Source organism: Butyrivibrio sp. AC2005 (assembly GCF_000424145.1).
Lineage (GTDB): Bacteria > Bacillota > Clostridia > Lachnospirales > Lachnospiraceae > Butyrivibrio.
The window spans coordinates 57,450-81,148 of the sequence record NZ_KE384142.1 but is presented as its reverse complement, the minus strand read 5'-3'; the positions used below and the strand labels follow the sequence as shown (position 1 = coordinate 81,148).

The following is a 23,699-nucleotide window of genomic DNA, read 5'->3' as shown; positions in this document are numbered from 1 at the left end:
ACCATCGCAAAGCCTTGTGCTTACTGGATTTGCAGCTACAAAATATTGTATCAAAAGTGCCCATTTTGCTTGCGATTCCTTTTAATCCTTGGCATAATTATACCAAGGAGGTAATTGCTATGGAACTGAAAATCAATGAGCCTTGGATCACCAGCAAAGTCAGATGCCAGAACGGTTACGCTTATATTGACAAGCCTTTTTGGAACGCTGAAAAACAGTGCGCCGACCATAAGCGAGAATACATCGGTAAGTATGATGGCAAGGCCTTTACTCCAAACAAGACATATCATCGTCTCAAATCTGAGTATGAGCAAAGTCTTGTTGCACCTAAGACCGGTCCGGTTCCTACAGAGGTATGCCTCAGACAGTTTTATGGATCAACATATCTTCTGAATGAGATATGTGACAAAACCGGCATTTCCGCTGATCTTGGCAAATGCTTTGGCTCTCTGGCACCGCAGATAATGTCTGTTGCTTATTATCTTGTGCTTGAAGAAGGCCAGCCCATGTACAGGTTCCATAAGTGGGGCCTGACTCACAGGCATCCATATGGCAAGGATATCCCTTCACAGCGAAGCAGCGAGCTCTTTGGCCTCATTACTGAGGAAGCAAAGATGGCTTACTTCCGGTACCAGGCAAAACGCCATGGTCTGAATGAATATCTTGCATTTAATACAACATCTATCTCTTCATACTCTACTCTTATAAAGCAGGCGAAGTATGGAAAGAACAAAGGAGGTGATTCCCTTCCGCAGATAAACCTTGCACTTCTGTATGGAGAAGAATCAATGCTCCCTGTTTATTACAGAAAGCTTGCAGGCAACATCACGGATGTTAAAACCATAGAGAACCTCATAAAGGATGTTGATTTCCTTAAACTCGATAAGCTAAAGCTTGTCCTGGACAGAGGCTTCTACAGTGAGAAGAACATCAATGATCTTATGAAGCATCACCATAAGTTCCTCATTGGTGCCAGACTCTCACTTAGCAAGGTGAGCAGCATACTTGATAAGATCCGCGCGGATTTTGTTACCCGCTATAACTATAATTCAGAGTTAAAACTATCAGTATTACCACATTTTAGTCTATGAATACGTTTTTTATTTTGAAGACGTCTGGAACGCCTATCTCTAAAAGTTTTATTTCTTGTAAGCATACTATGTTTTCTTTCGTATTATGCCTGTATGATTAACAACTTCCTTTTTGCTATTACCCAAGCACAAATTGCATCATCTATAATTAAAGGGCGCCGCATATTCGCAACACCCTTATCTCTAATATAATACTTGGAAAAATAGCATTTCATTACATTTCCATAAGCTCTATGTTCTCATAATAACCATCTTCAATAGCATCATCTACTGCTTCCATAAAAGCTTCTTCAAATTCTTTCATGGTCGAACCACCATATACGTCAATTGCGTCGATTCCAAGTAACCGTCCATGAAATTCTTTATTTGTCCAGTCAACCTCAAATGTTCCTTGATGTCCTTTATATTCAATTATATTATCTTTCAATTTCAACATCATAAAACACCTTCTTTCGTAAGGAACTCAATTACTGCTTTTATTTGATAATCATGCAGAAAATTTCTTCCATGTGGCTTGTGCATACGCAAAGTAGTTACTTTTCCTTTATACTCAACTCTTGATCCACTACTTTTTCCTTTATTATCTTCTTTATAACCATTTTTGACATAATGCTTATCTACCAATTACTATTACATATTTTTCTTTCAATTTTGAGCATCTATTCTGTGGGATTACTTTATCATGTTGTAGTCTACCTGCAACAATTCCTGGATGTACGCCAATTGAATTTGCAAATGCAACTATCTCATTATCCGATATGTATTGGCTCGGATTAAGCTTTCTATATGCTGCCGGAGGAATCAAATAATTTCTAGCAAAATTATCAGCATCTTCTTCAAGTTTACTATTTATATCCATCATCTCTTCAGCACTACAATTTATAAAGACTGTCTTTGTCTTCCGTTGAAGTACGTGTTTAATCTCATGGAAAAGCGAAAACCAAAACTTATCCGCATCAAGCCCCCTATTGTTCAGTGCCAGAACTACCCTGTCCTCGCTAATCCATTTAACAGCTCCGTTAACACCAGAATTCTTCAGATGAGGTAATACAATAAACACAACTCCACACTCAGCAAATATCTCCCTCATTCTCGGCATAAATTGTTCTGGTTTTTGTTCCGACATACTACGCAATTCAGGAAGATACTCCTTTAGCTTTATTGCATCAAATGGCTTTGTTTCAACTTCTTTAGCAATATTCAAAACTGTCTGAATCCATGCTCTGGAATTTATAATATTTTTCTCGGCAGTACAATTCTGTCCTCGTCGAAAATTTACAAGAAAATCTGGCTGAAGCATTATTCTAAGATCTGCCACTTTAAAATAATTGCAAAGATTTGAAACTTTTTCTTTAATCGTCTTTGCCACAGGCAAACCTACGACCTCAACAAAATACTTATAATCTATCTGCTTTACTATCTCTTCCTGTTCGTCAATATCTTTAGCCTGCTGAATCTCAATAAGTTTCTGATCATACGCGTTCTGTAAATTCAGCCAAACCTCAACACTTGTTCCCATCATCACAGAAAGCTTTTTAGCCAAATCATTAGAAATATTCGCTTGCCCATTTATTAGTTGACTAAGTGTCTTTGCCGTTGTTCCCATTCTAGTCGCAAACTCAGCCTGACTTATCTCCATATCTTCAATAATATCCGAAATATAATATCCAGGATGAAAAGCCACTATATCTTTATACTCTTTAACATTACTCATAATGGTTCGACACCTCCGTCACTTTTACTATCTTAATTGTTTTACACTGAGCTAAAATATCCCCTTCAACGATTTCATTTCCCTCATCATCACAAGGTATCATAGTAACCCTGTACCCCGTATTCCCAAGTCGTATGCTCCACTCATTTTTTCTATCGCCCTGCAAGTGTTCAAAATGAAACGGGATATAATTAGCTATATCCATAAGCGAATTTGCATTAAGAATAAAATTCTCTGCACTCTCTAATTTCTTCTTAACCTGCTCTGGATACCTCCATTTCTTCTTATACTCAGAACAAAACTGCTTCTTTGCTGTCTCATTCTTGTATATTATGTGCATACCCAATTTAGCTACTGCCTCCTCAAAATTGATTACCATAAAGGTAATTAATTTATATCACATTATTGAATGAAGGTAAATGGAAACGTATATAGAAAATAGAAGTGTTCAAAAGCATATTTTATTTATGTCAAAAGGATCTAACCTTCCAGTCAGACCCTCAAAAACTTTGGCAAACTCTCAAAAATTATGATAGTCTTAAGGTTAGAACATCCATAAAAAGCATTCTTTCCCAATTTGTCTATACTCTTAGGAAGAGTGATTGTTTTAAGCTTTGTACATTTTCTGAATGCATTTGATCCTATGATATCAAGATTCTTTCCTATCTTAATTGATGTCAGCTTTGTACATCCATAGAATGCACAATTCTCAATGGATGTTACAGTGTTAGGAATTGTAACAGAAAACAAATGCATGCCTGATGTCTGGAAGTGCTCCTGAGAATACGATAGTTGATGTATTAACCAAGGACCAGATCAAAAGAATTGAAGACTTCCGCAAATGCCACACTGAGCCTATAGAGCTTCGTGATACTGCTATAGTTCTGCTTCTATCAATTCAATAGAGCAATTTAGACCTTACATCGAAAATATTAAGTCCGGCATTCATACATGTAAACTTGATTGGTTTGATCACTTAGCGTTTATATAAATCGCTAGATCTCACTTTTCTTCAAAGACTTTAGATATTTTTCTACATTCAGGTAATGAATATCCTCACATGTCATATCTTCTCCGCGATAAATCACATATTTCCCAGTAATATCACCATATCTGTGACTTACCATGTCACACTTTTCACCATTCACCAAATGTCGATATTGTTCCGGAACATGCTCCCTGCTATATTTTACCTCGTATATCTTACAACTAATCTCCTCAGGATCATATACAACCATATCAAATTCACCGACAGGGAACTGAAGTTTAAACACCTTTTTGTCAGGGCATGCCAGCTTTGTCTCTAAGAGAATAATATCTTTCATCATCCTGCCACGTATTTCAGATAAAAGTCTGTCCAATACCCTCTGTCTTTCTTTTGCTGATAATTGCTGGAATTTTTCATCAAGAATCATATTTTCAACAATGGCCTCAGCCTGTGCATAGCGTAATCCAGGCTGAGTAATGACCGTAATAGATTCCCTTTTGCTTACTTCTGGTAAAGATTCCAGATCAATTTCCATAATAAGGTCCAAAATAGCCAAATATTCTTTGATTTGGATCATATGATCCTCATCAACCTCTATACTCTGATCCTCTTTATTCAGAATTTCTAGCATATTCATAATTCCCTGGGTGACTTCATCAATATCCATATGCTTCTTGATATTAATTGGCTCCTCCCTGTCGCGAAGAAGGTTTGCAGCTGTCACTGATATATCATGGGACTTGAAAGTTCTTTCAACAACACTTTTTGTAAAGCTATGGTTAATATTTTCAACTACTCGGTTTATCACATTAGTCAATTCACCACGTTCATATAAATCCAGTAAAAGTCTAAAGTGTCCACCATACTGATAAAATTTCAATGAATGCTGAATATTTTTGGCTATTGCAGTATTAATATATTCCTCAGCGCTCTCGGAATTTGCAAATGGCGTTTCATTATAATTGATACCACTAAGGCTCATTGTCCCGCCATATCGTATATATTCGTCAATACCATAAATCCCCAAAACTTCTTCAAACTCACGATATGGAATAAACGTAGTATGAAGTAATATGCATCTATCATAAAGCTGTTCTTCTCTTGTAAAAGCAAATCCTAGAGAATCCGTCCCGGACAAAATGATCTTCATTCCACTGCTTGCATAAATGTCTGAAAACATTGCTGATCCTTCTATGAAATCTTCCATCAGGGTTACTTCATCTATAAATACATATTTATACCCTTTTTCCTCTAGAAGCCGTAAATCTGAATCCAAGTCTTCGATGGTATTCCCCATTGTTACCTGTATAAAAGCTGCTTTTGCAAATTCCTCTGGTGAAAGCTCTGTAAGGATTTGCCTGATCATCGTAGTTTTTCCAGTCCTTCTAAGACCATAAATAATCAAAACCTTATCTTGCTTTGGAGAAAATACGTAATCCCTGAGTATCTTTATGCATTCCCTCTTCTTATATTCTCTCGTCTGTGAAATTTGAGCTTCAAGCTGCTTCCCTATCCTGACCATAGTCTTGAATGTTAGGCTACTTTGTTCCCTATCTGCATGAAGATGTTCAATTTTAGGAATAGAACTCTTTAGCTTTTTCAATTCCTTTTCTAATGCTTTTCTCTTTTCTATTTTTTCTTTAAGTTCCGGAACATCTTCAAAGCTTATGTAATTCTCAGTTCTTTTTCCATTAATCGTAATACGATGGTAATAGTACTCTTTATCGCGGATTTTCTTCTTAGTAATGCTGCCCGGTGGTAAAAGTGCTATCTCTCGTTCTAATTTGGCTATTTGGTCATAAATATTTTTTTCACTCATAGGAAAGTACCTCAAATAATATTTGTTATACCCATTATACCCTTTTAGCATCAAGCGATTCAAGGGTATAATGGGTATAACAATATTAAAAAGATAGGTCCTATCAACATTCACAAAAGCTGACAAACAGGCCCTCTGAATTTAGCAGGTACCGTCTGCTCTCAGTACCCTTTTAATGTTAACTTCCTATCATTTTAACTCTCGTTGCCACTTTCGGATATTACCCTCAAAATAACTCTTCATACAAGGTTGATGTTTTTTAATCTTCATCGTCCTCATTCCCATTCATGAATTCCAAGATCTCCTTCAGTGACCTTTTGCTCTTTTCGAATGCTTTTACCAGCTCCTTGCTCTCAAGCTCCCTTCGCTTTGTCAGGAGCCTGTCCAGTTCCTTGAGCTCTGCTTCATATTTATCTTTAGCCTTAAATACAGCTTCATCCTGCTTCTTTATCTTATCTTCTAAACTTATCCTTGCCATGTCAGTCCTCCTTTGCTCCGTTAGTGGTATTGACATTCTTCAGATCATCGCTTAGCGCCTTTCCCATAGTCTTTATGTCTGCAGCATTCATTCCAAATGCCTTCCACTAATTGTGTTCTTTATATCAGAAATATAGACACTGTATTTCCTTGTGTTGTCATCTACCATGAAATCACCAAACCGTCTTTCTTGTAATAATTTATCTTATGTGTTTTATCAGAATCAACAAAAAATCCGTTATTCCACCATGCAGTTGGGCTATAAATATTTATTTTTCCATACCAATGCTCAAGTTTTGCAATGGTCTGCTTATCGGGATGAGAACTCCCATCTGTACATATTAAAAAATTGCTAGCCTTAAGCGCTTTAGGATAGGCTTCACATATATTACCCGCAGAACCATGATGTGGCATTTTAATTAAATCATATTCTCCTGCTGCCTTAATTACATCCACTGCCCAAGCATCACCCGTAAAGAGTAACTTATGATCATCATATGTAAATTTAAATACTATGCTTTTTTTATTATTTATACTCCTATCATGCTTAACTATTCTTCTGTTCGCCAGCGTTGATAGTGTAAATCTGTAATCATTATGTCTTGTCAGGTTCGTATCTTTCTGCACTCTTATATCTGGTCGTGGTATACTATCTGGCCATATAGTTTCAATTGTCGCCCCGGCAATATTTTTTGTATTTCCCTTTTTCATTTCGTGAACGATAACGCCTCTCCGAAGCAATTCTGCATATACTTCGTTATTTTGTTGTACAGAAAGTCTCCTGTCTCCAAAGCTGACCGTATCCGCATAATTGTTCATCCACACTTCTTTGAATGGACATATATAGGATCTTTTTTTCAAATTTGAAAGAATGCCACCTATATGATCATCATCAACATGTGTTAATATGAGTACATCCAGGGTCTCCCCTGCTGCTATAATATTGTCGCAGAGGCCCTTAAATGTAGTCCCAAATTGACTAACGCCAGAATCTATAAATATATTATGTGTTCCCGCAAAGTGAAGACGAATGCAATCTCCTTTTCCTGCATTATACGCGTATACTTCAAGCATTCCATAATCCCTCATTGATAATCATTTCATATCTGATTTTGTATATCATTAATTGTTTAATCACTCCTATATTATATCGTGTAAGTCTTATTTCATGCATTAACTCTTTGTAAATATATACCAAAACAAAAATCTCCGGTTATTTCGTGATAATAAACAAAACCAGGGTTAATCAGTTATTATAGCTGACTAATCCTGGTCCTTTTATGTAGGGATCATTCCCTGCACTTGCTTCAACTCTTATGATGTTTCTTGAACTAAAATTTTATAGGTAAAAAACCTTGCACGTGTTCATCCATTATCACTAACTTTATGATCTCTTTCTATCCTAAGAACATAGAATGTATCACCTTCTCTGAATCCGAAACATCTCTTTGGATTTACGCATCGAAATTTATCTATGGACATCTTACTATATTCTGTTCCAGCAAACCAGTTGTCTTTTTTAGATGAAGGTTGATATGCTTTATATTGTAGAGATTTATCCTCAAGCATATCATTCCACTTATCATAAGAAATAAACTTGTCAAAAGACTTAATACAATCATCAAATTCGTCTTTCTGAAGCTGCTTTGTTCCATATTCTTCCTGCAATTTAGAAAAATTAAGTCTTGTATTTCTGTACCTTAGTTTCAAATACTCATCTCTGTTGAGTTTCCCTTTTGTAAACAAAGCTTCAGCTAATAATCTGCATTTATTTATAGAGAATACTTCTTTGATATAGGTGCCTCCTACGTCAATACACAGCTCCTTATCTGTATAGTCATCGTCCTTATCAAATGATAGTAGCAGCCCATCCTTTACAGAAGCTCTTGCAACCGATGAACCTGTTATATCAATATCTCCCAATGAACATATGACATCATTCTCATCTGGCTGCCAGAAGGGTTCCACATTACACATTCTCAAAAAATCAATCTTCAGCCGTCTTAATAGATCATTATTTTTCCCTGCGTTAACTGGTCTATATCCCGATAATGAGAGCATATTATATGATGAAGTTATCATTGATTCATATAAATCATATCTTTTCAAAAGTTTATAATTTCGCTTTTCAAGCCAGCCTATCACATAAACAAATTCGCTGTTAGACTCAAGGAAATCTTCAATACTTTCATACTGTCCCTGCAAAGAAAGTTCATTTATATATGCATCATTACTCATAATCAAACCCCAACAGTATATCTAAGTCATCATCGAATTGATCAAAAAAACCTCGCTCTTGATTTTTTATAACCCCCTCATCTGATAACTCAATTATTACCGGTAATGATATTCCATCTTTCTTTTTAAGGAAAAATATCTCGACATCATCAGGTGTAATTCTTTTCTTTTTTAATGATTTCCTAACTCCATTTATAATATGATCACTGTGTGTTTCGAGAACAATCTGCAAACCTTTTGAAGCCATAAATACAAAAAACTCTGTGAACCTTGACTGTGCTGCAGGATGCAGGTATAACTCAGGATTCTCAATTATTAATAAATCTGTCTTTTTACATGACAACGCAGCAATAATGATTATTGCCAAATATGTAACTCCTGTTCCGACATGAACAGCTTTAAATTCTTTTACATTATCATCCGTCCTAAAGGAAACCTTAACCGTAGTTGTGCCTTCTATCCTCTCCGCTGTAACAGTATACCCACATAGATATGACAGCCAATAATCTACCTGATTTCCTAAATTAATTCCCCAAGAATCATCAAAGATAAAATCCTGTTCTCGTATTGAGCTTAATCGCATTTTACTCAAAAAATCAAACGCATATTCCCCACGAATTCCTATTTCGGTCTCATCATCAAGATTTTGCTTATAATCCGTTTCCGGTCCCTGCCTCTCAGTAGTAAGATATACAACCTTTTGCTCTTTTGCAGCAACATCTCTATCGCCACTAATACTAATATCTCCTCTTGTATAGCAGTTCTTTATATCAGAAAGCTGTCCCAGTTTTATATATCTGCCATTGTAACTATTATTGATACCAGATACTTCTGACTGCTGGTTTGCAAGCAGTGCCTGAATAACTGTCGATTTTCCTGATGAATTTGGACCGGTCAAAATATTCAGGTTTTTAAAATTAAATGTTACGTCTTCAAAGCATTTGAAATTTTTTATCTCAAGCTGTCTGATCATTAAGAACCCCCTCATAGATTTTTTTAACCTTGTCAAATCGTGTTGTCGCACTTTTTGCACTATCTACTGAACTCTGTAGTGAATCGAGATAATCTTTATCAGTTAATAATTCTGCTATCCTCTGCGTAAGTTTCTCTTTATCGTAGTTCTTACCATCTAGTAGATAGAACAAATAATATAGCGATTCAAATAAAGTCATGCTGATAGGACGTCTAATTCCATAATTCCCCTTGAGCCTGAATGCATCGCTTCCCAACAACTCATAAATGTTGTTCATAATCCGATCAAATCTGTTTGAAATAAATTTCACTTCATCTTCTGACATCTTATTTAAACAATCCATGGTTTTTCCCATAAGATCATCCATATCACTTTTATACTCTATGGCTACTCCGTTTGAATCCAACAATTCTTCTTCGTTTATCATACAAAACGCAATTGCTCTTAATACAATATATTTGTCTTTCATATGCTTACCGGAAATTCCACGCCCGGTGGCATTGTTAAATGATTCCAGCTTTGTTATTTCATCTAAAAGTTTTGTAGCCTTCCCCTGATAAAGCGCATTACGCATCTCTTGCTTATTCAGAGGTGTTCCGCCTCGATTAACGCGGTCAAAAATATCAAACCTGATACGATCAGGAGTGGGATATTTTATAACCTGTATCATAAGCTGATAGTCCTCTATTGATGCAGCATATTTAGGATATTTTTCTTCTAAATCTTTAAATGACATTCCGTTTATTTCTGTCAGGATTTTTAACTTATCCAATTTAAATTCATTATTTAAATATTTAAAAAAAGTCGTAAGACGCTGTCTTCCGTCTACAACTATCATTTTTCCATCTTTATTCTCAGCCAAATAAATAAGAGGCAACGGTATCCCCATAATAACAGATTCTATAAGCTCAGACATTTGTCTTCCAGACCATACAAAGTTTCTCTGAAATGACGGGTCCAGACTTATCTTCCCGTTATTATATTTTCGAGACATCTCGAAAATAGAATACTGATCCCTCTCAATTTTTATAGTAATATTTGGATATTTTGAACTATCTTCGTTATTATCATCTTTATCAATTGTTAAGGTGTTATAGTCTTCTACTCCATCATCAGATTCCCTAATACTCTCATTGTCAGCGTAATTGTCCATAATCTCTTCCATAACTGTATCCCCTTTAACAATATGTATAAATATGATATCACATATTTTCTACAAATCTACTGTATCCTTATCCCAATAAATAACATCATATTTATGCGTGTATTTTTCATAACTTTTATCCTGTGCAATTTCATATTTCTCAAACTAGCAACAATTCTTCTAAATCCGCTATTTCCAGGATTCAAATATGTTCCCATATTCAGGTCTCCTTGATTGTTTTTGAAATTCTACCAGCTATTCTATATCTGCGTCTTATTCCATTATTTTCATTCGCGGATCAATTGGCAGACGCTTTCTATATGAACCGTGTTTGGGAATAAATCACAGGTGCAGGCTCGTGTCAGTTTATATCCGCCATCTACGAGGATTCTCAAATCTCTTGCGAGGGTAGCGGAGTCGCAACTGACGTATACAATTCGTTCCGGTTTCATTTTGAGCATAGTTTCAAGGCAGTTTATGTCACAGCCCTTGCGAGGGGGGTCTACCACGATGACATCGGGATGGAGGGCTTTTCTGTGCTGGACTTCTGCTGATGTGGAATTATATGCGCTAGTTTTTGTAATAAGCTTTCCTTCGTAAAAATCAGGAAGTACTTCCTCTGCTTTGCCTACATAAAATGTTGCGTTTTCTATGTGATTATTTACTGCGTTCTCTCTAGCGTTATCAATTGCCTGAGGGATCACTTCAACTCCGTAGACATGTCCTGCTTTTTTAGCCATAGATAAGCTGATGGTTCCGATGCCGCAGTACAAATCCCAGACTGTCTCGTTTCCTATGAGCTGCGCATACTCTATCGCTGTGTTGTAGAGCTTCTCGGTTTGAACAGGGTTCACCTGATAAAAAGAAAGCGGCGAAATCCTGAAGTCTATTCCACAGAGTCTGTCTGTTATGTAATCTGTTCCCCAGATGGTATGAATTTCATTTCCGAGGATGACATTGGTTTTTTCGTTGTTGATGTTTACTGAAATGCTTGTAACACCATTAATAGCTATGATTTTATTAATTAGCTTTTCCTGATGATTGATATAGTCTGATACCGCATTATTGCTGGGTTTATTTTCAGTTCTAGAATTGCCTTTTTGAGGATTATTTTTATTTTTGTGCTGGATAACAAAGCATACCATTATTTCCTTACTGGTGAAGCCTTTGCGAATTAATACGTGGCGAAAAACGCCCTCGCCTGTAGTTTCATCGTAGGCTTTAATGCCATATTTTTTCATGTGGTCCAGTACGATGTTTAATATTTCTTTATTTTCTTCAACTCCGAGAAGACAGTCCTGAACCGGTATGATTGCATGGGTTCTTCCTGCATAGAATCCGGATATTGGATTGCCATTTTTGTCTGTGCCAATTGGGAACTGGGCTTTGTTGCGGTAGCGGAAGTGGTCATCATTCATACCGATGATGGGTTCCATAATGCTGTCGATGAATTCTGCATCAAACCCGCCTAGTCTGATAAGGTTGTTCCTGACTTTGTTGTTCTTGAATTCAAGCTGCTTTGTATAATCAAGGTTCTGTATCTGGCATCCGCCGCAGGCTCTTGCTACAGGGCAGGGAGGTTCTATGCGGAAATCAGAGGGCTTAATTATTTCATCAAGATGGGCATAGGCATAGTTCTTCTTGCTCTTCATGATGGAGACCTTGACGAAGTCGCCGATTACGGCATCTTTGACGAATAGGGTGTAACCGTCGATTTTGCCGATGCCGGAACCGTCAGTGGATATGTCAGTTATATTGAGTTCAAGAATGTCTCCTTTGGTGTAAGGAGTGGGTTCTTTTGTTTTCTTTGGCATTTGGTTCTCCTGTTTCCTATAGTTAATTGGCCGAGCAGATTCCCCTCATCCGTCAGCTTCGCTGACACCTGTCTACGCTCCGCTTCGGTCCGCGCTGAACCGACGTCCCCTGGACGTCGAGCGCCCCCGGAGGGGGAAGGCTTTAATTCTGTCCCCCAAGGGGAAGGCTTTAGTTATATAGCGCTTGCGCTATGCTTATGTTCTTAATTGTTTTCTTGTTTCCAATGAAGTCTGTGGAGCTCGCCTTCTTCCTCCATGCCGGGGAAGTTGTTCTGGCGGAGGGCTTCGTATAAGACTATCGCTACGGAGTTGGATAGGTTGAGGGATCTGATGTCGTGTCCCATAGGGATTCGGATGCAGTCCTCTTCGTTATCAACGAGGATTTCCTCGGGGATGCCGGCGCTTTCTTTTCCGAACATTATGTAGTCATCCATGCCGAAGGATACTTCTGTGTAGGATCTTTTTGCTTTCGTAGTCGCAAGCCAGACCTTGACCCCGGGGTGTTTTTCCTTAAATTCTTCATAGTTAGTGTAGCGGGTGTAGTCCAGCTTATCCCAGTAGTCCATGCCTGCGCGCTTTAAGTCCTTGCCGTGAAGCGCAAAGCCAAGGGGTTCTATGAGGTGTAGCGAACTTCCTGTCGCTACGCAGGTTCTTCCTATGTTGCCGGTGTTCTGTGGTATCTCCGGCTGATGCAGTACTATATGCATTGTTTAATTCTCCAAAAAAAAATTATCTATAACTCTTAAACCAGCCTGTATGCTTGGTTATGCCATCATATAAATTACTAGCATATTGACTTTTGACTTATTCATACTAATTTAGTCTTCATAGCTGTCCATTGCTGCAGCCTTTGGTATGGAAAAGATGAATTCCGTGCCCACTCCGACAGTTGAAATACAATTAATGTTTTCACCGTGAGCCTTTATTATTTCTTTTACAATAGAGAGTCCAAGACCGGTTCCCTTCTTGTCCTTTCCTCTGGAGGAATCGGATTTATAGAATCTCTCGAATACCATCTTCTGATCTTCCTTGGGAATTCCGATACCGCTATCCTTTACGGAGACGAATACCTTACTTCTCTTTTCAGTGGTTTCTATTTTGATTACTGAATCGTGATGACTGAATTTAATTGCATTGTCCAGAAGGTTATATAGCACCTGCTGGATTTTACTCATATCTGCATTAACCAGCATTTTGTCGTCAGTGAGAACAAGCTCTATTGCTATCTTCTTTTCAAGGCAGGTCATCTCGAAAGACGCCGCTGTATTCCTTATTACCTGATTAATGTCGAAGTCAGCTTTTTCCAGAAGCATTCCTCTGGCGTTTAAGTTGTTCAGGGTGAGAAGTCCGTTTGTAAGCTTGGTAAGTCGCTCGGTTTCGTTTAGTACTATGCCCAGGTACTTTTCATGCATCTCAGGTGGAATTGTGCCGTCGAGCATAGCCTCAATGTAGCCTCTTATTGAGGTCAGTGGCGACCTGAAGTCATGTGACACGTTTGCCACAAATTTTTTCTGATCATCCTCCTGGCGTGCAATCTCACCTGCCATGTAAGAGAGCGAGGCTGCAAGATATCCCATCTCATCCTCGGACTCCACCGAGAACTCGTAGTCCATGTTACCTGCTGCGTATTCCTCCGTCGCCTGTGTTATTCGCCTCAAGGGTATGTAAACAAGCTCCGTAAAGAAGATAAGTATAATTAATGACAGAAGGAACATTACTATGAGCATCAGATATGAGATGTTTAGGAATTCATCCGCTTTTTTCCTAATCTGGCTCATGGGGGTATGAATGATTACATAGGCCTGGACCTTGTAATTTGCTGTTATGGGTGCAAATACGCTAAGGACATCCTCTTCAAAATTGCCCCAGAAGTTACCTATGGTATAGTAGGTTCCTGCAGTTGCTGCCGGATCAAAGCCTTCGACCTTGATTTCCTCTCCTTGTGCAATTACGTTTGATGAATCAAGCACCAATCGTCCGGAGGGGTTTACAATCCATATCCTGGCTCCGTCCATGTACTTGGACAGTGCATAGAGCTGTCTCTGAACAGTTTCAAGTGATGTCTCACTGTTATATAGATCCGCAGCGTAGGTATTTGCTATCTGCGTAGCCTCAGCGTAGAGGCTCTCTGCTTTTTCTCTTCTGCAATGCTCCACAGTCATGTTGGATACAAAGGTTGCCACCATGATGAAGCCAAATATCGCAAAGAGAAGGTATGCAACTAGAAATTTAAGGTATAATGTACGTTTCATGTCTCCTCATCTTCCCTGACAGGCACCAGTCTTCTCTCTGGAATTCTTAACTTCTGAGGTATCTACGCTAAACAGGCATTCTCAGGTTTCGGGTGTCCTCAAGGGAAAAGCATATAATATGTATCATTATAACAACAACTAGTGTTACTGGCAAAATGCTGCACCTGGGGAGATTATCTAATTATTTATACATAGTCTTTTGATTTTTCTTATTCCGCCCACAGGAAGTCCTAGTGTAGCTGTTTTTATATTTCTCGACTATATTATTTAGATAAAATCTGTAATTTACAAGGCGGAAGAAGGAGGCGATGGGGCTCCATCGGCGACTGATGACAACGCAGTAAATTCGGATTTTAGCAAATATATAGTCGAGTTAATATGAAACAGCTACACTAGATTCCGGAGTTCCTTATTCTCCTCAAAAGATGTCAGAAATTCTGGAATTCCTTACTCTCCTCGCAATGTGTCAGAAATTCTGGAATTCCTTACTCTCCTCGCAAGGTGTCAGAAATTCTGGAATTCCTTATTCTCCTCACAAGGTGTCAGAAATTCTGGAAGCTATTTTTACGTCAGTAAAAGCTTTATAGAGAAGATTGGTCTAACTAAAAAATAGTGGTTATTCCTACGTACTGATTTGTTCGCGAATAGACGTAATTCATTGAGGAAGTGCGTCCCCGCAAGCTGATACATTTCAGTCAATGGAAGTCAAAACATACATTTTGGTCTACCATAAAAATCGAGCGTTATACCAATAAGGTAATATAAAGGGATATAGACTTAAAATGCATAGAATATGAATTTTTCCAACTCTGCACATTTACGTCAAGATTCAGCAATATTCAAGTGTTGGAATAACGCCCAAATTTCTCTTACGTCTATATTAATAATTGTTCGCGAACAGACTGAACTCATGCAGGAAGCATAATGGCCGCAGGCCAAAATACATCAGTCAAAAAATGCAATATAAGATACATTGGTCTACCACCTAAATATCGATTACATCACTATAATACAAGTATAGAAATGTTGACTGATGCGCGTAGGAGTTTAAATGTTGATGTGGAGGACTGATAGAAGTCTATGTTGATGTTTGAAGACTGATAGAAGTCTAAGCGTTGATGTTTGAAGACTAATAGAAATCTAAGCATTGATATTATAGGAACTGATTAAAAAATTAAGCATTGATGTGCGCAAAAATAAATGGTGTGCGATTTTTTACGGTGTGGGAATAACTATACGAAGATATAATGTATAGTCGCGAACAAATTCAGAAAAAATATGGCTTCTTGCATGCATAATGCATACAAGAAGCCATCAGATTATAGAGCCTTCTTTACTTTTGGCCGAGTACGGTACTGCTTGGGAATTATCATCCCTGTACCTTAGCGCTTATTGCGCTCAAAAGCTGCTCCATATCTTTCTCAGTCATCATTCCGAAAGACATAACAGACTTAAGTGGCATGAATCTCATCATAGCCTGCATCATTTCGTCGCCGACAGCTTCGTTTGATTCACCGAAGGGTGAGTTCTCAGCTGCCTTTTTAAGGAGTTCGTCAACGATGGGCTTAGTTACAGGGTTAGCCAGAAGTTCTCCGATTGTGATGGAAGAATCACATCTCATGGGCTTAACCTTATTGGTCTCAAAGCTGATTTCTTCGCGAAGTGTGATGTTATCACTGGAATTTCCTACAAGGAGCTCATATTTTCCTGAAGGAGCAAACCAGTCGCCCATGCTCTCCTCGAAATATGAAAGTGATCTTGCATCAATTTCCATCTCAACTGTCTTGGTCTCGCCGGGAGCTACCTCTACCTTGGCAAATCCCTTGAGTTCCTTAACAGGTCTGTCAAAGGTTCCGTTCAGGTCGCCGATGTAGAGCTGGACTACTTCTTTTCCGACTACATCACCTATGTTCTTAACATCTACAGATACTTTGATTGTTGAAGAATCTGTCATCTTGTCAGATGAGAGCTTCATGTTTGAAAGTTCAAAGGTTGTATAGGAAAGTCCGTGTCCGAATGCCCATCTAACAGGCATCATCTTCTTGTCGTAGTAGCGATAGCCTACATAAACATCCTCAGCGTAACGGCACTTTTCAGGATCTGTGTTGAAGTTGAGGTATGAAGGGTTGTCCTGAACTCTTAAGGGGAAGGTCTCAGCAAGGTGTCCGCTGGGGTTCTTCTCACCATAGAGGAGCTGGTCTGTTGCTTCGCCGACGCCCTGTCCTGAGAGGTACATCTCAAGAATTGCTGCAACGTCGTCTGCCCACGGTGTCTCAACCGGGCTTCCGTTGTGAAGAACAACTACTGTGTTCTCGTTAACTGCTGCCACTGCCTCGATGAGCTCGTTCTGCGCTGCGGGCATATTCATGTTGGCGCGGTCATATCCCTCAGATTCAATTACGTCGGGAAGACCTGCGAAAATTACAACAACATCAGCGCCCTTAGCTGCTGCTACTGCTTTTTCAAGCTCAGCCTTATCAAGGGGCTCGTCCTTCTGTCCCGGGAATCCCATTACATACTCTACATTTCTTCCCTTGGCCTTTGCTGATTCAAGGGCACTTGTTACCTTGGAAGAATTGATATGGCTTGAACCGCCGCCCTGGTATCTGGGGCTTTCTGCGTATTCACCGATATAAACAATCTTCTTGGAAGGATCAAGAGGTAAAATTCCATTATTTTCAAGAAGTACGCCACACTCTACAGCAGCTGCCACTGCCTTTTCATGGTCAGCATCTCTGTCGAATACTACGCCTTCCTTCTTATTATCAAGATAATCGTAAACAACTTTAAGAATTCTCTCGCAGGCTCTGTCAACAAGCTTTTCATCGAGACTTCCGTCCTTAACTGCTGCAACGATCTTAGCATCGTTAACGGATGAATCACCGGGCATCTCGAGCTCAAGTCCTGCTCTTACGCCCTGTACTCTGTCGTTTACTGCGCCCCAGTCTGTCATTACGAAGCCTTCAAAGCCCCAGTCGTCTCTGAGCACCTTGGTAAGAAGCCATTCGTTATCTGCAGAATAGGTTCCATTGATTTTGTTATAGGAGCACATCACGGTCTTGGGCTGTGATTCCTTAACCGCAATTTCAAATGCAGGGAAATAAATCTCGCGCATTGCTCTCTCTGAAACCTCAGAAGAATTGCTCATTCTGAAGTATTCCTGGTTGTTAAGTGCGAAGTGCTTGATACTTGTGCCTACATGTCTGCTCTGAACGCCATTGATGTAAGCTGCTGCCATTTTTCCTGCAAGATAAGGATCCTCTGAAAAATACTCGAAGTTTCTTCCGCAGAGAGGGCTTCTCTTGATGTTAACAGCGGGTCCAAGTACTATCGAAAGGTTCTCAGCCTGGCACTCATCGCCGATGGCTTCGCCCATTTTTCCTATCATGTCTGTGTCAAAGCTTGATGCTGTAGCGCATGCTGCAGGAAAACATACTGCCTTGATGCTATCGTTTATGCCGAGGTGGTCTCCCTCCTCATCCTGTTTACGAAGGCCGTGAGGTCCATCCGACATCATGAACTTCGGTATTCCGAGTCTTTCTACTGCTTTTGTATGCCAGAAATCGGCTCCTCCAAGGAGTCCTGCCTTTTCTTCAAGTGTCATTTCCGATACTAGTTTTTTAATGTCTGTTGCCATTTTATCCATCCTTTCCTAAAAGAAATCCAACAATATAAATATAGTATCTTAGGAGATTGGATGATATAATAAATCACATTGAAATATATGATATCACTTATTAAATTCCCTTAAGCCTTCCCCTTGGGGGGCGCTCGACGTCCGGGGGACGTCGGCTTAGCGCGGACCGAAGCGGAGCGTAGACAGGTGTCTGCGCAGCAGACGGATGAGGGGAACCTATCGAGAGGATACATGAAAAACACAGAAAAACTAATCCCACCCCAACCCGAGATTCTCCCCGACGCCGTCCCCTACCCGGACATCAATGAACCTGAAAAAATCCAATCGAATCTCGCTTTTCTTGAAAAATCCATACGAGACGATTACAAGGAAATTATCTCTTCCATCGATTCTCATCTTTTCATGACTCAGGATACTCCGGGTGCCGACACGGGAACGAGGCGTATTCAAGAGAAGGCTCTGTATTACTATGTTTCATCGGGAGATATAGCGAGAATAGATGAGATTGTGGCTTCTTCTGTGGAAAATGCTGATAAGATTACACGACCTGACAGTAATGTCTATGGAGAGGTGTCTGAGGATCCCCTACTTTATTCAAAATATATGTTGATTGCCAGTGTGACTCTGGCTACAAGAGCAGCAATTGACGGGGGGCTTGCTGAGCATATCGCCTACGCTATAAGTGATGGTTTCCTTCGTCACATGGATAAGCTGACTAATATTTCGAAGATAAATATGCTTAGCAATAAAGCGCTTCGCACCTTTACCTATGCTGTGCACGATTACAATTTCAGAAACTGTTCTCTCGTGACCAAGACCTGCTGCGATTATGTTTTAAGGCACCTTCATGATGATATCCGTATGAAAACCTTTGCAGAGCTTACCCACAGGTCTGCCAATTATATTTCGGATCTGTTCCAGAAGGAGCTGGGGGTTAGGCCAACTGTGTTTATAAGGGATAAGAAATTGGAATATGCCAGGGTTATGCTGGAGACTACGGAACTTCCGGTGAGTTCGATATCGGATTTGCTGGCGTTTCCGTCGACAAGTAGTTTTATAACGTATTTTAATAAAAAATACGGAACCACTCCACTGCAGTATCGCAGTAGAAGAAGTGGTTCCGTATGATAGTATAATTCCCCTCATCCGTCAGCTTCGCTGACACCTGTCTACGCTCCGCTTCGGTCCGCGCTAAGCCGACGTCCCCCGGACGTCGAGCGCCCCCCTAGGGGAAGGCTTTATATTTGCTTTGCGAAGGCTTTTTCTGCCTTAAGTCTTATGACACCTCAAATTTATATCCGATGCCCCAGATAGTTGCGATTCTCCAGGTGTCGTGGTCCTTAATTTTTTCACGGAGGCGCTTGATATGAACGTCGACTGTTCTGGTGTCGCCTACGTATTCATAGCCCCAGATCTGGTCAAGGAGCTGCTCTCTTGTGAACACTCTGTTCGGAGATGACGCAAGGAAATACAATAGCTCCAGTTCCTTGGGGGGCATATCGATTCTTGATCCCTGATAGTTAACAGAGTAATTGGTCATATTGATTTCGAGATCCTGGTACTTTACGACCTTGTCATCTGAAGTTTCTGTTTCTGTTACAACAGGCTTGTATCTTCTAAGGACGGCCTTTACTCTGGCCACAAGCTCCTTCGAATCAAAGGGCTTTTCCATGTAATCATCCGCGCCCATCTCAAGGCCAAGAACCTTGTCAAATACTTCGCCCTTGGCTGAGAGCATTATTATTGGTGTCTGTGATTTGGTTCTTAGTTCTCTGCAGACCTGATATCCGTCTATGCCCGGGAGCATCAGATCAAGGAGAACCAGGTTTGGTTTAAATGTGTCAAATGCTGAAAGTGCTGATTCTCCGTCACCTACTATGAGAGTGTCGAAGCACTCCTTGATCAGGTAGAGTGAAATCAGCTCTGCGATGTTATTGTCGTCGTCGACGATTAAAATTTTCTGCTTTGTTACCATACAACCCTCATCCGCCCCTTCTGGGCACCTTCCCCCTTAGAAAGGGGGAAGGCTTTAATTTATTCATCCGCCTTACACAGTATTTATTTCATATACTATGCAGCATTTTATTTTTCATACTCTGCACATGGCATCAATTTCAATCACTTTATGAATGTCACTATCGTCACACCGGAGTCTCCTTCGCCGAATTCCCCAAGCTTGAATGACTTAACATAAGGTGCAGCCTTAAGGTGGTCGTGGACTGCCTGGCGCAGGATTCCTGAGCCCTTGCCGTGGACAATTCGCACGGAAGGGAGGTGTGATACGTAAGCGCTGTCTAAGTATTTATCCAGCTCGGCTATAGCATCGGCGCTGTTTAAGCCGATGAGATTGAGCTCTGTTCTGATGTTTCTGGCACCGGACAGATCCATTTTGTGCTGTCCGTAGAACTTCTTCATCTGCTCCTTGCCGTTTTCCTCTTTGATAAGCTCGAGGTCATCTATGTGAGCTCTTGATTTCATAATACCACACTGAACCATAACATTCCCATCCTTATCGGGTTTTGAGCTGATGGTTCCTTTCATTCCCATGGAGATGATTCTGACTGAATCCCCCAGGTGGATCTGTGTGGGCTTAAGCTTTTTGTGATTGGCACCGGAAGGCTTATTCTTGATGGAAAGCTTCTGGTTCTTATCAGAGATCTTCTTATTTACACTCTGACGCGCTCTCTCAAGGTCCTGCATGGGGATTCCTGCCTCGGCTTTGCGCATGGTTCTTATGGTCTCATCCGCTGCGTCCTTGGCCTCCTGAAGGATTTCCCTTGCTTCCTCATGTGCCTCGCGAAGAATCTTCTCCCTTGATTCGTCTAGCTTTGTCTGCTTGCCCTGGAGTTCTTCCTTCAGCTGCTCAACCTCTTTGCGGTATCTCTCGATTTCAAGTCGCTCATTTTCTATGGTGACTCTGCTGTTTTCAAGGTCTGTTAAAAGGTCCTCGAATTTCCTGTTGTCCTGGCTTATCTGCTCGCCTGCGGCATCGATGATTTCCTGCGGAAGCCCCAGCCTCTTGGAAATAGCAAAGGCATTACTTTTTCCCGGAACACCGATAAGAAGTCTGTAGGTAGGTCTGAGGGACTCTACGTCGAATTCGCAGCTGGCGTTCTGTATTCCTTCCGTCGTAAGCGCATAGACCTTGAGTTCGCTGTAGTGAGTTGTTGCCATGGTCCTGATTCCGCGCTCATGCAGATAGTTCAGTATTGAAATCGCAAGAGCCGCACCCTCTGTGGGATCCGTTCCCGCACCCAGCTCATCAAAGAGGCAGAGCGAGTTTTCATCCGCATTTGCAAGTATCTGCACGCAGTTGGTCATATGTGATGAGAAGGTGGAGAGGCTCTGCTCTATGCTCTGCTCGTCACCTATGTCTGCGTATATCTCATTGAAAACTGACAGCTCAGATCTGTCCCCTGCAGGGATTGCAAGTCCTGCCTGCCCCATTAGTGTCAGCAGGCCCACTGTTTTCAGCGTGACCGTCTTACCTCCGGTGTTGGGACCTGTGATGATAACCATATCAAAGTCCTTGCCGGCGTAGACATCTATCGGCACCGCTTTCTTCTTATCAAGAAGGGGATGTCTTCCCTTTATGATATTGAAGTAGTGATTTTCATTAAAAATGGGTGTAATCGCGTTCTGGGTGAGCGCAAGTGAAGCCTTGGCAAACACGAAGTCCAGCTCTGTCATTATCTTTGCATTGTCAGACAGGGCAGTGAGGTAGCTTCCGACCTCCTCCGAAATGCGGGCGAGGATCACATCTATCTCTGCCTTCTCCATTCCTGCCAGCTCCCTGAGCTTGTTATTGAGCTCAACAATGACTGCAGGCTCTATGAAAAGTGTGGATCCTGTAGATGACTGGTCATGCACGATACCGTTGACCTGGCTCTTGTACTCTGCCTTAACCGGTACGCAGTAACGATCGCCTCTCATGGTAACGACTGCCTCCTGAAGGTAGGAACGCAGTGAACCGTTAACCATTTTTCCCAGCTGATCATGAATTCTGTCGCCTGTAATCTGTATGTCCCGCCTGATATGTCTGAGTGTCGGGCTGGCATCGGAGGATATCTCGTCCTCTGATATTATGCATCGTCTGATCTCCTGTGACACAGGTGTCAGAGGCTCAAGTCCGTCAAAGAAATCCGTAAGAACGTCCCTTGTATCCTCTTCCTTATCTGATCTTCCGTAGCTTTTTACTCTGTTAACGTTATCCAAAAAGCTTGCTATATTTAGCAGCTGCGGCGCATCCAGTGAGCTTCCAATCTTCAACGCCTTCAAATACCCCGATATATCCCTGTTACTTCCAAAGGATACGGAGCCCTTTTTAAAAATCCTTGAAATAGCAGCCTCGGTCTTCTTCTGATTCCTCTGAATCTCCCTGATGTCCGATGAGGGAAGGAGTTCCCGGCACATTTTCTTTCCGGGTTCAGAGGAGGCATGGTCTGCGAGCTGCTCTATAATCTTGTCGTACTCAAGTACGTGTAAAACTTTTTCATTCATTATGATTCAACCCTGGTATCAAATAGGTTGCTCTCCATTAATCTGTTATATCCGAGCCAACCTACTTCGTTTGTGTTATTTAGTATCTCTGTAAAGGTTTCGAGTTTGGCATCAGTGTTGTCTGCAAGGTGAAGGGCCATGGCCTCTATGATTGCAGGCATTTTGGGTGAGCCGTATTCATATTTTCCGTGATGGGATAAGATGCAGTGCTGAAGCTCCTGCTTTAAGAGCACGGGAAAATCAGCGATGTCCCTTATTTTATCTGCTACCATCTCACTACCCATTACGATATGTCCGAGGAACTGTCCCTCATCTGTGTAATCATTCATAGGGAAAAGTGAGAGCTCACGCGTTTTTCCTATATCATGGCAGATTGCGGCCGTAATAAGGAGGTCCCTGTTAATTGCAGGATATGCCTTTGAAAAATAGTCGCACATCCTGGTCACGCTTAAGGTGTGCTCAAGAAGTCCGCCCACAAAGCCGTGATGAACCGATTTTGCAGCTGAGGATTTACGAAAAGCCTTGATGAATTCCTCATCCTTTACAAAAAGTGCATCGAGTAGTGCCTTAAGGTATTTGTTGCCAACAGTATTAATAATGGCAAGGAGATCCTTGTACATCTCGTCGTTATTCTTAGAAGACACGGGCAGATAGAGTGACTCGTCGTATTCTCCCTCGTGACAGAGGCGTGCTCTCTTGATGTTAATCTGAAGCGCCCCGTTAAAGCTGGTGACTTCACCGTATACATCGATATAGTCGAGGGAGTCAAAGTCGTCGATTCCCTCACTGTTTGGCTCCCATACCTTGGCATCCACGGTTCCGGTCTTGTCCTGTAATATCACGGAATAATATGTTTTTCCGTTCTTCGTGGTTGCCGCCTGCATGTGCTTGCAGAAATATATGTCAGCTACTCTGTCGCCGCTGTTTAGATCTTTGATAAATTTCATGTGTTTCTCCCATTCTTGCCCCTCATCCGGCGCTTCGCGCCACCTTCCCTCCAAGGGGAAGGCTTTAAATGAGAAGCCTTTCTAATATTGATTTCCCCTTGGGGG

20 protein-coding genes are annotated in these 23,699 nt (G+C 40.7%); 3 read left to right on the top strand and 17 right to left on the bottom strand.

Annotated features, from left to right (window positions below):
- Nucleotides 1-119 precede the first annotated feature (119 nt).
- Complete coding sequence (locus tag G602_RS31665) at nucleotides 120-1,091, top strand: IS1634 family transposase (RefSeq protein ID WP_049945458.1); 972 nt, start codon at nucleotides 120-122, stop codon at nucleotides 1,089-1,091.
- Nucleotides 1,092-1,305: 214 nt separating this feature from the next.
- On the opposite strand, the gene G602_RS28325 is transcribed toward G602_RS31665, so the two are convergent.
- From G602_RS28325 to G602_RS0124165, 4 genes are all read right to left on the bottom strand, one after another.
- Nucleotides 1,306-1,530, bottom strand: coding sequence for a hypothetical protein (locus G602_RS28325; protein ID WP_044933567.1), 225 nt, complete (start codon nucleotides 1,528-1,530; stop codon nucleotides 1,306-1,308).
- 174 nt (nucleotides 1,531-1,704) lie between these two features.
- A complete protein-coding gene (locus G602_RS0124175) occupies nucleotides 1,705-2,805 on the bottom strand; it encodes a HigA family addiction module antitoxin (protein WP_026661327.1) in 1,101 nt (366 codons plus the stop codon).
- A complete protein-coding gene (locus tag G602_RS30780) occupies nucleotides 2,798-3,151 on the bottom strand; it encodes a hypothetical protein (RefSeq protein WP_442855932.1) in 354 nt (117 codons plus the stop codon). The genes G602_RS0124175 and G602_RS30780 overlap by 8 nt, the downstream gene beginning before the upstream one ends.
- Nucleotides 3,152-3,297: 146 nt before the next feature.
- A complete protein-coding gene (locus G602_RS0124165; protein ID WP_207638187.1) occupies nucleotides 3,298-3,555 on the bottom strand; it encodes a leucine-rich repeat domain-containing protein in 258 nt (85 codons plus the stop codon).
- 11 nt (nucleotides 3,556-3,566) lie between these two features.
- On the opposite strand from G602_RS0124165, the gene G602_RS30775 reads away from it, so the two are divergent.
- Nucleotides 3,567-3,710, top strand: a complete 144-nt coding sequence (locus G602_RS30775) for a hypothetical protein (RefSeq protein ID WP_155830075.1) — start codon at nucleotides 3,567-3,569, stop codon at nucleotides 3,708-3,710.
- 90 nt (nucleotides 3,711-3,800) lie between these two features.
- On the opposite strand, the gene G602_RS0124160 is transcribed toward G602_RS30775, so the two are convergent.
- The 10 genes from G602_RS0124160 to G602_RS0124100 form a co-directional block, all read right to left on the bottom strand.
- Nucleotides 3,801-5,612, bottom strand: coding sequence for an AAA family ATPase (locus G602_RS0124160; RefSeq protein WP_026661324.1), 1,812 nt, complete (start codon nucleotides 5,610-5,612; stop codon nucleotides 3,801-3,803).
- 259 nt (nucleotides 5,613-5,871) lie between these two features.
- Nucleotides 5,872-6,090 carry a hypothetical protein gene (locus G602_RS0124155; RefSeq protein WP_026661323.1) on the bottom strand — a complete coding sequence of 73 codons (219 nt, stop codon included), beginning with the start codon at nucleotides 6,088-6,090 and terminating at the stop codon, nucleotides 5,872-5,874.
- Between the two features lie 161 nt (nucleotides 6,091-6,251).
- Complete coding sequence (locus tag G602_RS0124145) at nucleotides 6,252-7,163, bottom strand: ComEC/Rec2 family competence protein (protein ID WP_026661322.1); 912 nt, start codon at nucleotides 7,161-7,163, stop codon at nucleotides 6,252-6,254.
- Between the two features lie 291 nt (nucleotides 7,164-7,454).
- Nucleotides 7,455-8,327, bottom strand: a complete 873-nt coding sequence (locus G602_RS0124135) for a hypothetical protein (protein ID WP_026661321.1) — start codon at nucleotides 8,325-8,327, stop codon at nucleotides 7,455-7,457.
- Nucleotides 8,320-9,300, bottom strand: coding sequence for an AAA family ATPase (locus tag G602_RS0124130; protein ID WP_026661320.1), 981 nt, complete (start codon nucleotides 9,298-9,300; stop codon nucleotides 8,320-8,322). Before G602_RS0124130 ends, G602_RS0124135 begins: the two co-directional genes overlap by 8 nt.
- Complete coding sequence (locus G602_RS0124125; RefSeq protein WP_242835717.1) at nucleotides 9,284-10,465, bottom strand: DUF262 domain-containing protein; 1,182 nt, start codon at nucleotides 10,463-10,465, stop codon at nucleotides 9,284-9,286. The genes G602_RS0124130 and G602_RS0124125 overlap by 17 nt, the downstream gene beginning before the upstream one ends.
- 266 nt (nucleotides 10,466-10,731) lie before the next feature.
- Nucleotides 10,732-12,258 carry a 23S rRNA (uracil(1939)-C(5))-methyltransferase RlmD gene (gene rlmD, locus G602_RS0124115; RefSeq protein WP_026661318.1) on the bottom strand — a complete coding sequence of 509 codons (1,527 nt, stop codon included), beginning with the start codon at nucleotides 12,256-12,258 and terminating at the stop codon, nucleotides 10,732-10,734.
- Between the two features lie 203 nt (nucleotides 12,259-12,461).
- The gene (locus tag G602_RS0124110; protein ID WP_026661317.1) at nucleotides 12,462-12,965 is read right to left on the bottom strand and encodes a tRNA (cytidine(34)-2'-O)-methyltransferase; all 504 of its coding nucleotides are present in this window, start codon (nucleotides 12,963-12,965) and stop codon (nucleotides 12,462-12,464) included.
- A 111-nt stretch (nucleotides 12,966-13,076) separates the two neighbouring features.
- Nucleotides 13,077-14,510, bottom strand: coding sequence for a sensor histidine kinase (locus tag G602_RS0124105; protein ID WP_026661316.1), 1,434 nt, complete (start codon nucleotides 14,508-14,510; stop codon nucleotides 13,077-13,079).
- Between the two features lie 1,369 nt (nucleotides 14,511-15,879).
- A complete protein-coding gene (locus G602_RS0124100; protein WP_026661315.1) occupies nucleotides 15,880-18,147 on the bottom strand; it encodes a glycoside hydrolase family 3 C-terminal domain-containing protein in 2,268 nt (755 codons plus the stop codon).
- 231 nt (nucleotides 18,148-18,378) lie between these two features.
- Here G602_RS0124100 and G602_RS0124095 point away from each other — a divergent pair, with 231 nt between their 5' ends.
- Nucleotides 18,379-19,275 carry a helix-turn-helix transcriptional regulator gene (locus G602_RS0124095; RefSeq protein ID WP_026661314.1) on the top strand — a complete coding sequence of 299 codons (897 nt, stop codon included), beginning with the start codon at nucleotides 18,379-18,381 and terminating at the stop codon, nucleotides 19,273-19,275.
- A gap of 148 nt (nucleotides 19,276-19,423) precedes the next feature.
- Here the strand turns inward: G602_RS0124095 and G602_RS0124090 are convergent, their stop codons facing one another.
- The 3 genes from G602_RS0124090 to G602_RS0124080 all read right to left on the bottom strand — a co-directional run bounded on the left by G602_RS0124090 (nucleotide 19,424) and on the right by G602_RS0124080 (nucleotide 23,594).
- Nucleotides 19,424-20,122, bottom strand: a complete 699-nt coding sequence (locus G602_RS0124090; protein ID WP_026661313.1) for a response regulator transcription factor — start codon at nucleotides 20,120-20,122, stop codon at nucleotides 19,424-19,426.
- A 143-nt stretch (nucleotides 20,123-20,265) separates the two neighbouring features.
- The gene (locus G602_RS0124085; RefSeq protein ID WP_026661312.1) at nucleotides 20,266-22,647 is read right to left on the bottom strand and encodes an endonuclease MutS2; all 2,382 of its coding nucleotides are present in this window, start codon (nucleotides 22,645-22,647) and stop codon (nucleotides 20,266-20,268) included.
- The gene (locus tag G602_RS0124080; RefSeq protein ID WP_026661311.1) at nucleotides 22,647-23,594 is read right to left on the bottom strand and encodes a 3'-5' exoribonuclease YhaM family protein; all 948 of its coding nucleotides are present in this window, start codon (nucleotides 23,592-23,594) and stop codon (nucleotides 22,647-22,649) included. The genes G602_RS0124085 and G602_RS0124080 overlap by 1 nt, the downstream gene beginning before the upstream one ends.
- Nucleotides 23,595-23,699: the final 105 nt, after the last annotated feature.

What these genes read in the sequence shown, in the direction of transcription:
- G602_RS0124080 (WP_026661311.1), bottom strand. Translation starts at nt 23,594, where the DNA reads ATGAAATTTATCAAAGATCTAAACAGCGGCGACAGAGTAGCTGACATA.
- G602_RS0124135 (WP_026661321.1), bottom strand. Translation starts at nt 8,327, where the DNA reads ATGAGTAATGATGCATATATAAATGAACTTTCTTTGCAGGGACAGTAT.
- G602_RS31665 (WP_049945458.1), top strand. Translation starts at nt 120, where the DNA reads ATGGAACTGAAAATCAATGAGCCTTGGATCACCAGCAAAGTCAGATGC.
- G602_RS0124085 (WP_026661312.1), bottom strand. Translation starts at nt 22,647, where the DNA reads ATGAATGAAAAAGTTTTACACGTACTTGAGTACGACAAGATTATAGAG.
- G602_RS0124125 (WP_242835717.1), bottom strand. Translation starts at nt 10,465, where the DNA reads ATGGAAGAGATTATGGACAATTACGCTGACAATGAGAGTATTAGGGAA.
- G602_RS0124145 (WP_026661322.1), bottom strand. Translation starts at nt 7,163, where the DNA reads ATGCTTGAAGTATACGCGTATAATGCAGGAAAAGGAGATTGCATTCGT.
- G602_RS0124100 (WP_026661315.1), bottom strand. Translation starts at nt 18,147, where the DNA reads ATGGCAACAGACATTAAAAAACTAGTATCGGAAATGACACTTGAAGAA.
- G602_RS0124175 (WP_026661327.1), bottom strand. Translation starts at nt 2,805, where the DNA reads ATGAGTAATGTTAAAGAGTATAAAGATATAGTGGCTTTTCATCCTGGA.
- G602_RS0124160 (WP_026661324.1), bottom strand. Translation starts at nt 5,612, where the DNA reads ATGAGTGAAAAAAATATTTATGACCAAATAGCCAAATTAGAACGAGAG.
- G602_RS0124130 (WP_026661320.1), bottom strand. Translation starts at nt 9,300, where the DNA reads ATGATCAGACAGCTTGAGATAAAAAATTTCAAATGCTTTGAAGACGTA.
- G602_RS28325 (WP_044933567.1), bottom strand. Translation starts at nt 1,530, where the DNA reads ATGATGTTGAAATTGAAAGATAATATAATTGAATATAAAGGACATCAA.
- G602_RS30775 (WP_155830075.1), top strand. Translation starts at nt 3,567, where the DNA reads ATGTCTGGAAGTGCTCCTGAGAATACGATAGTTGATGTATTAACCAAG.
- G602_RS0124110 (WP_026661317.1), bottom strand. Translation starts at nt 12,965, where the DNA reads ATGCATATAGTACTGCATCAGCCGGAGATACCACAGAACACCGGCAAC.
- G602_RS0124155 (WP_026661323.1), bottom strand. Translation starts at nt 6,090, where the DNA reads ATGGCAAGGATAAGTTTAGAAGATAAGATAAAGAAGCAGGATGAAGCT.
- G602_RS0124095 (WP_026661314.1), top strand. Translation starts at nt 18,379, where the DNA reads ATGAAAAACACAGAAAAACTAATCCCACCCCAACCCGAGATTCTCCCC.
- G602_RS0124105 (WP_026661316.1), bottom strand. Translation starts at nt 14,510, where the DNA reads ATGAAACGTACATTATACCTTAAATTTCTAGTTGCATACCTTCTCTTT.
- rlmD (WP_026661318.1), bottom strand. Translation starts at nt 12,258, where the DNA reads ATGCCAAAGAAAACAAAAGAACCCACTCCTTACACCAAAGGAGACATT.
- G602_RS0124090 (WP_026661313.1), bottom strand. Translation starts at nt 20,122, where the DNA reads ATGGTAACAAAGCAGAAAATTTTAATCGTCGACGACGACAATAACATC.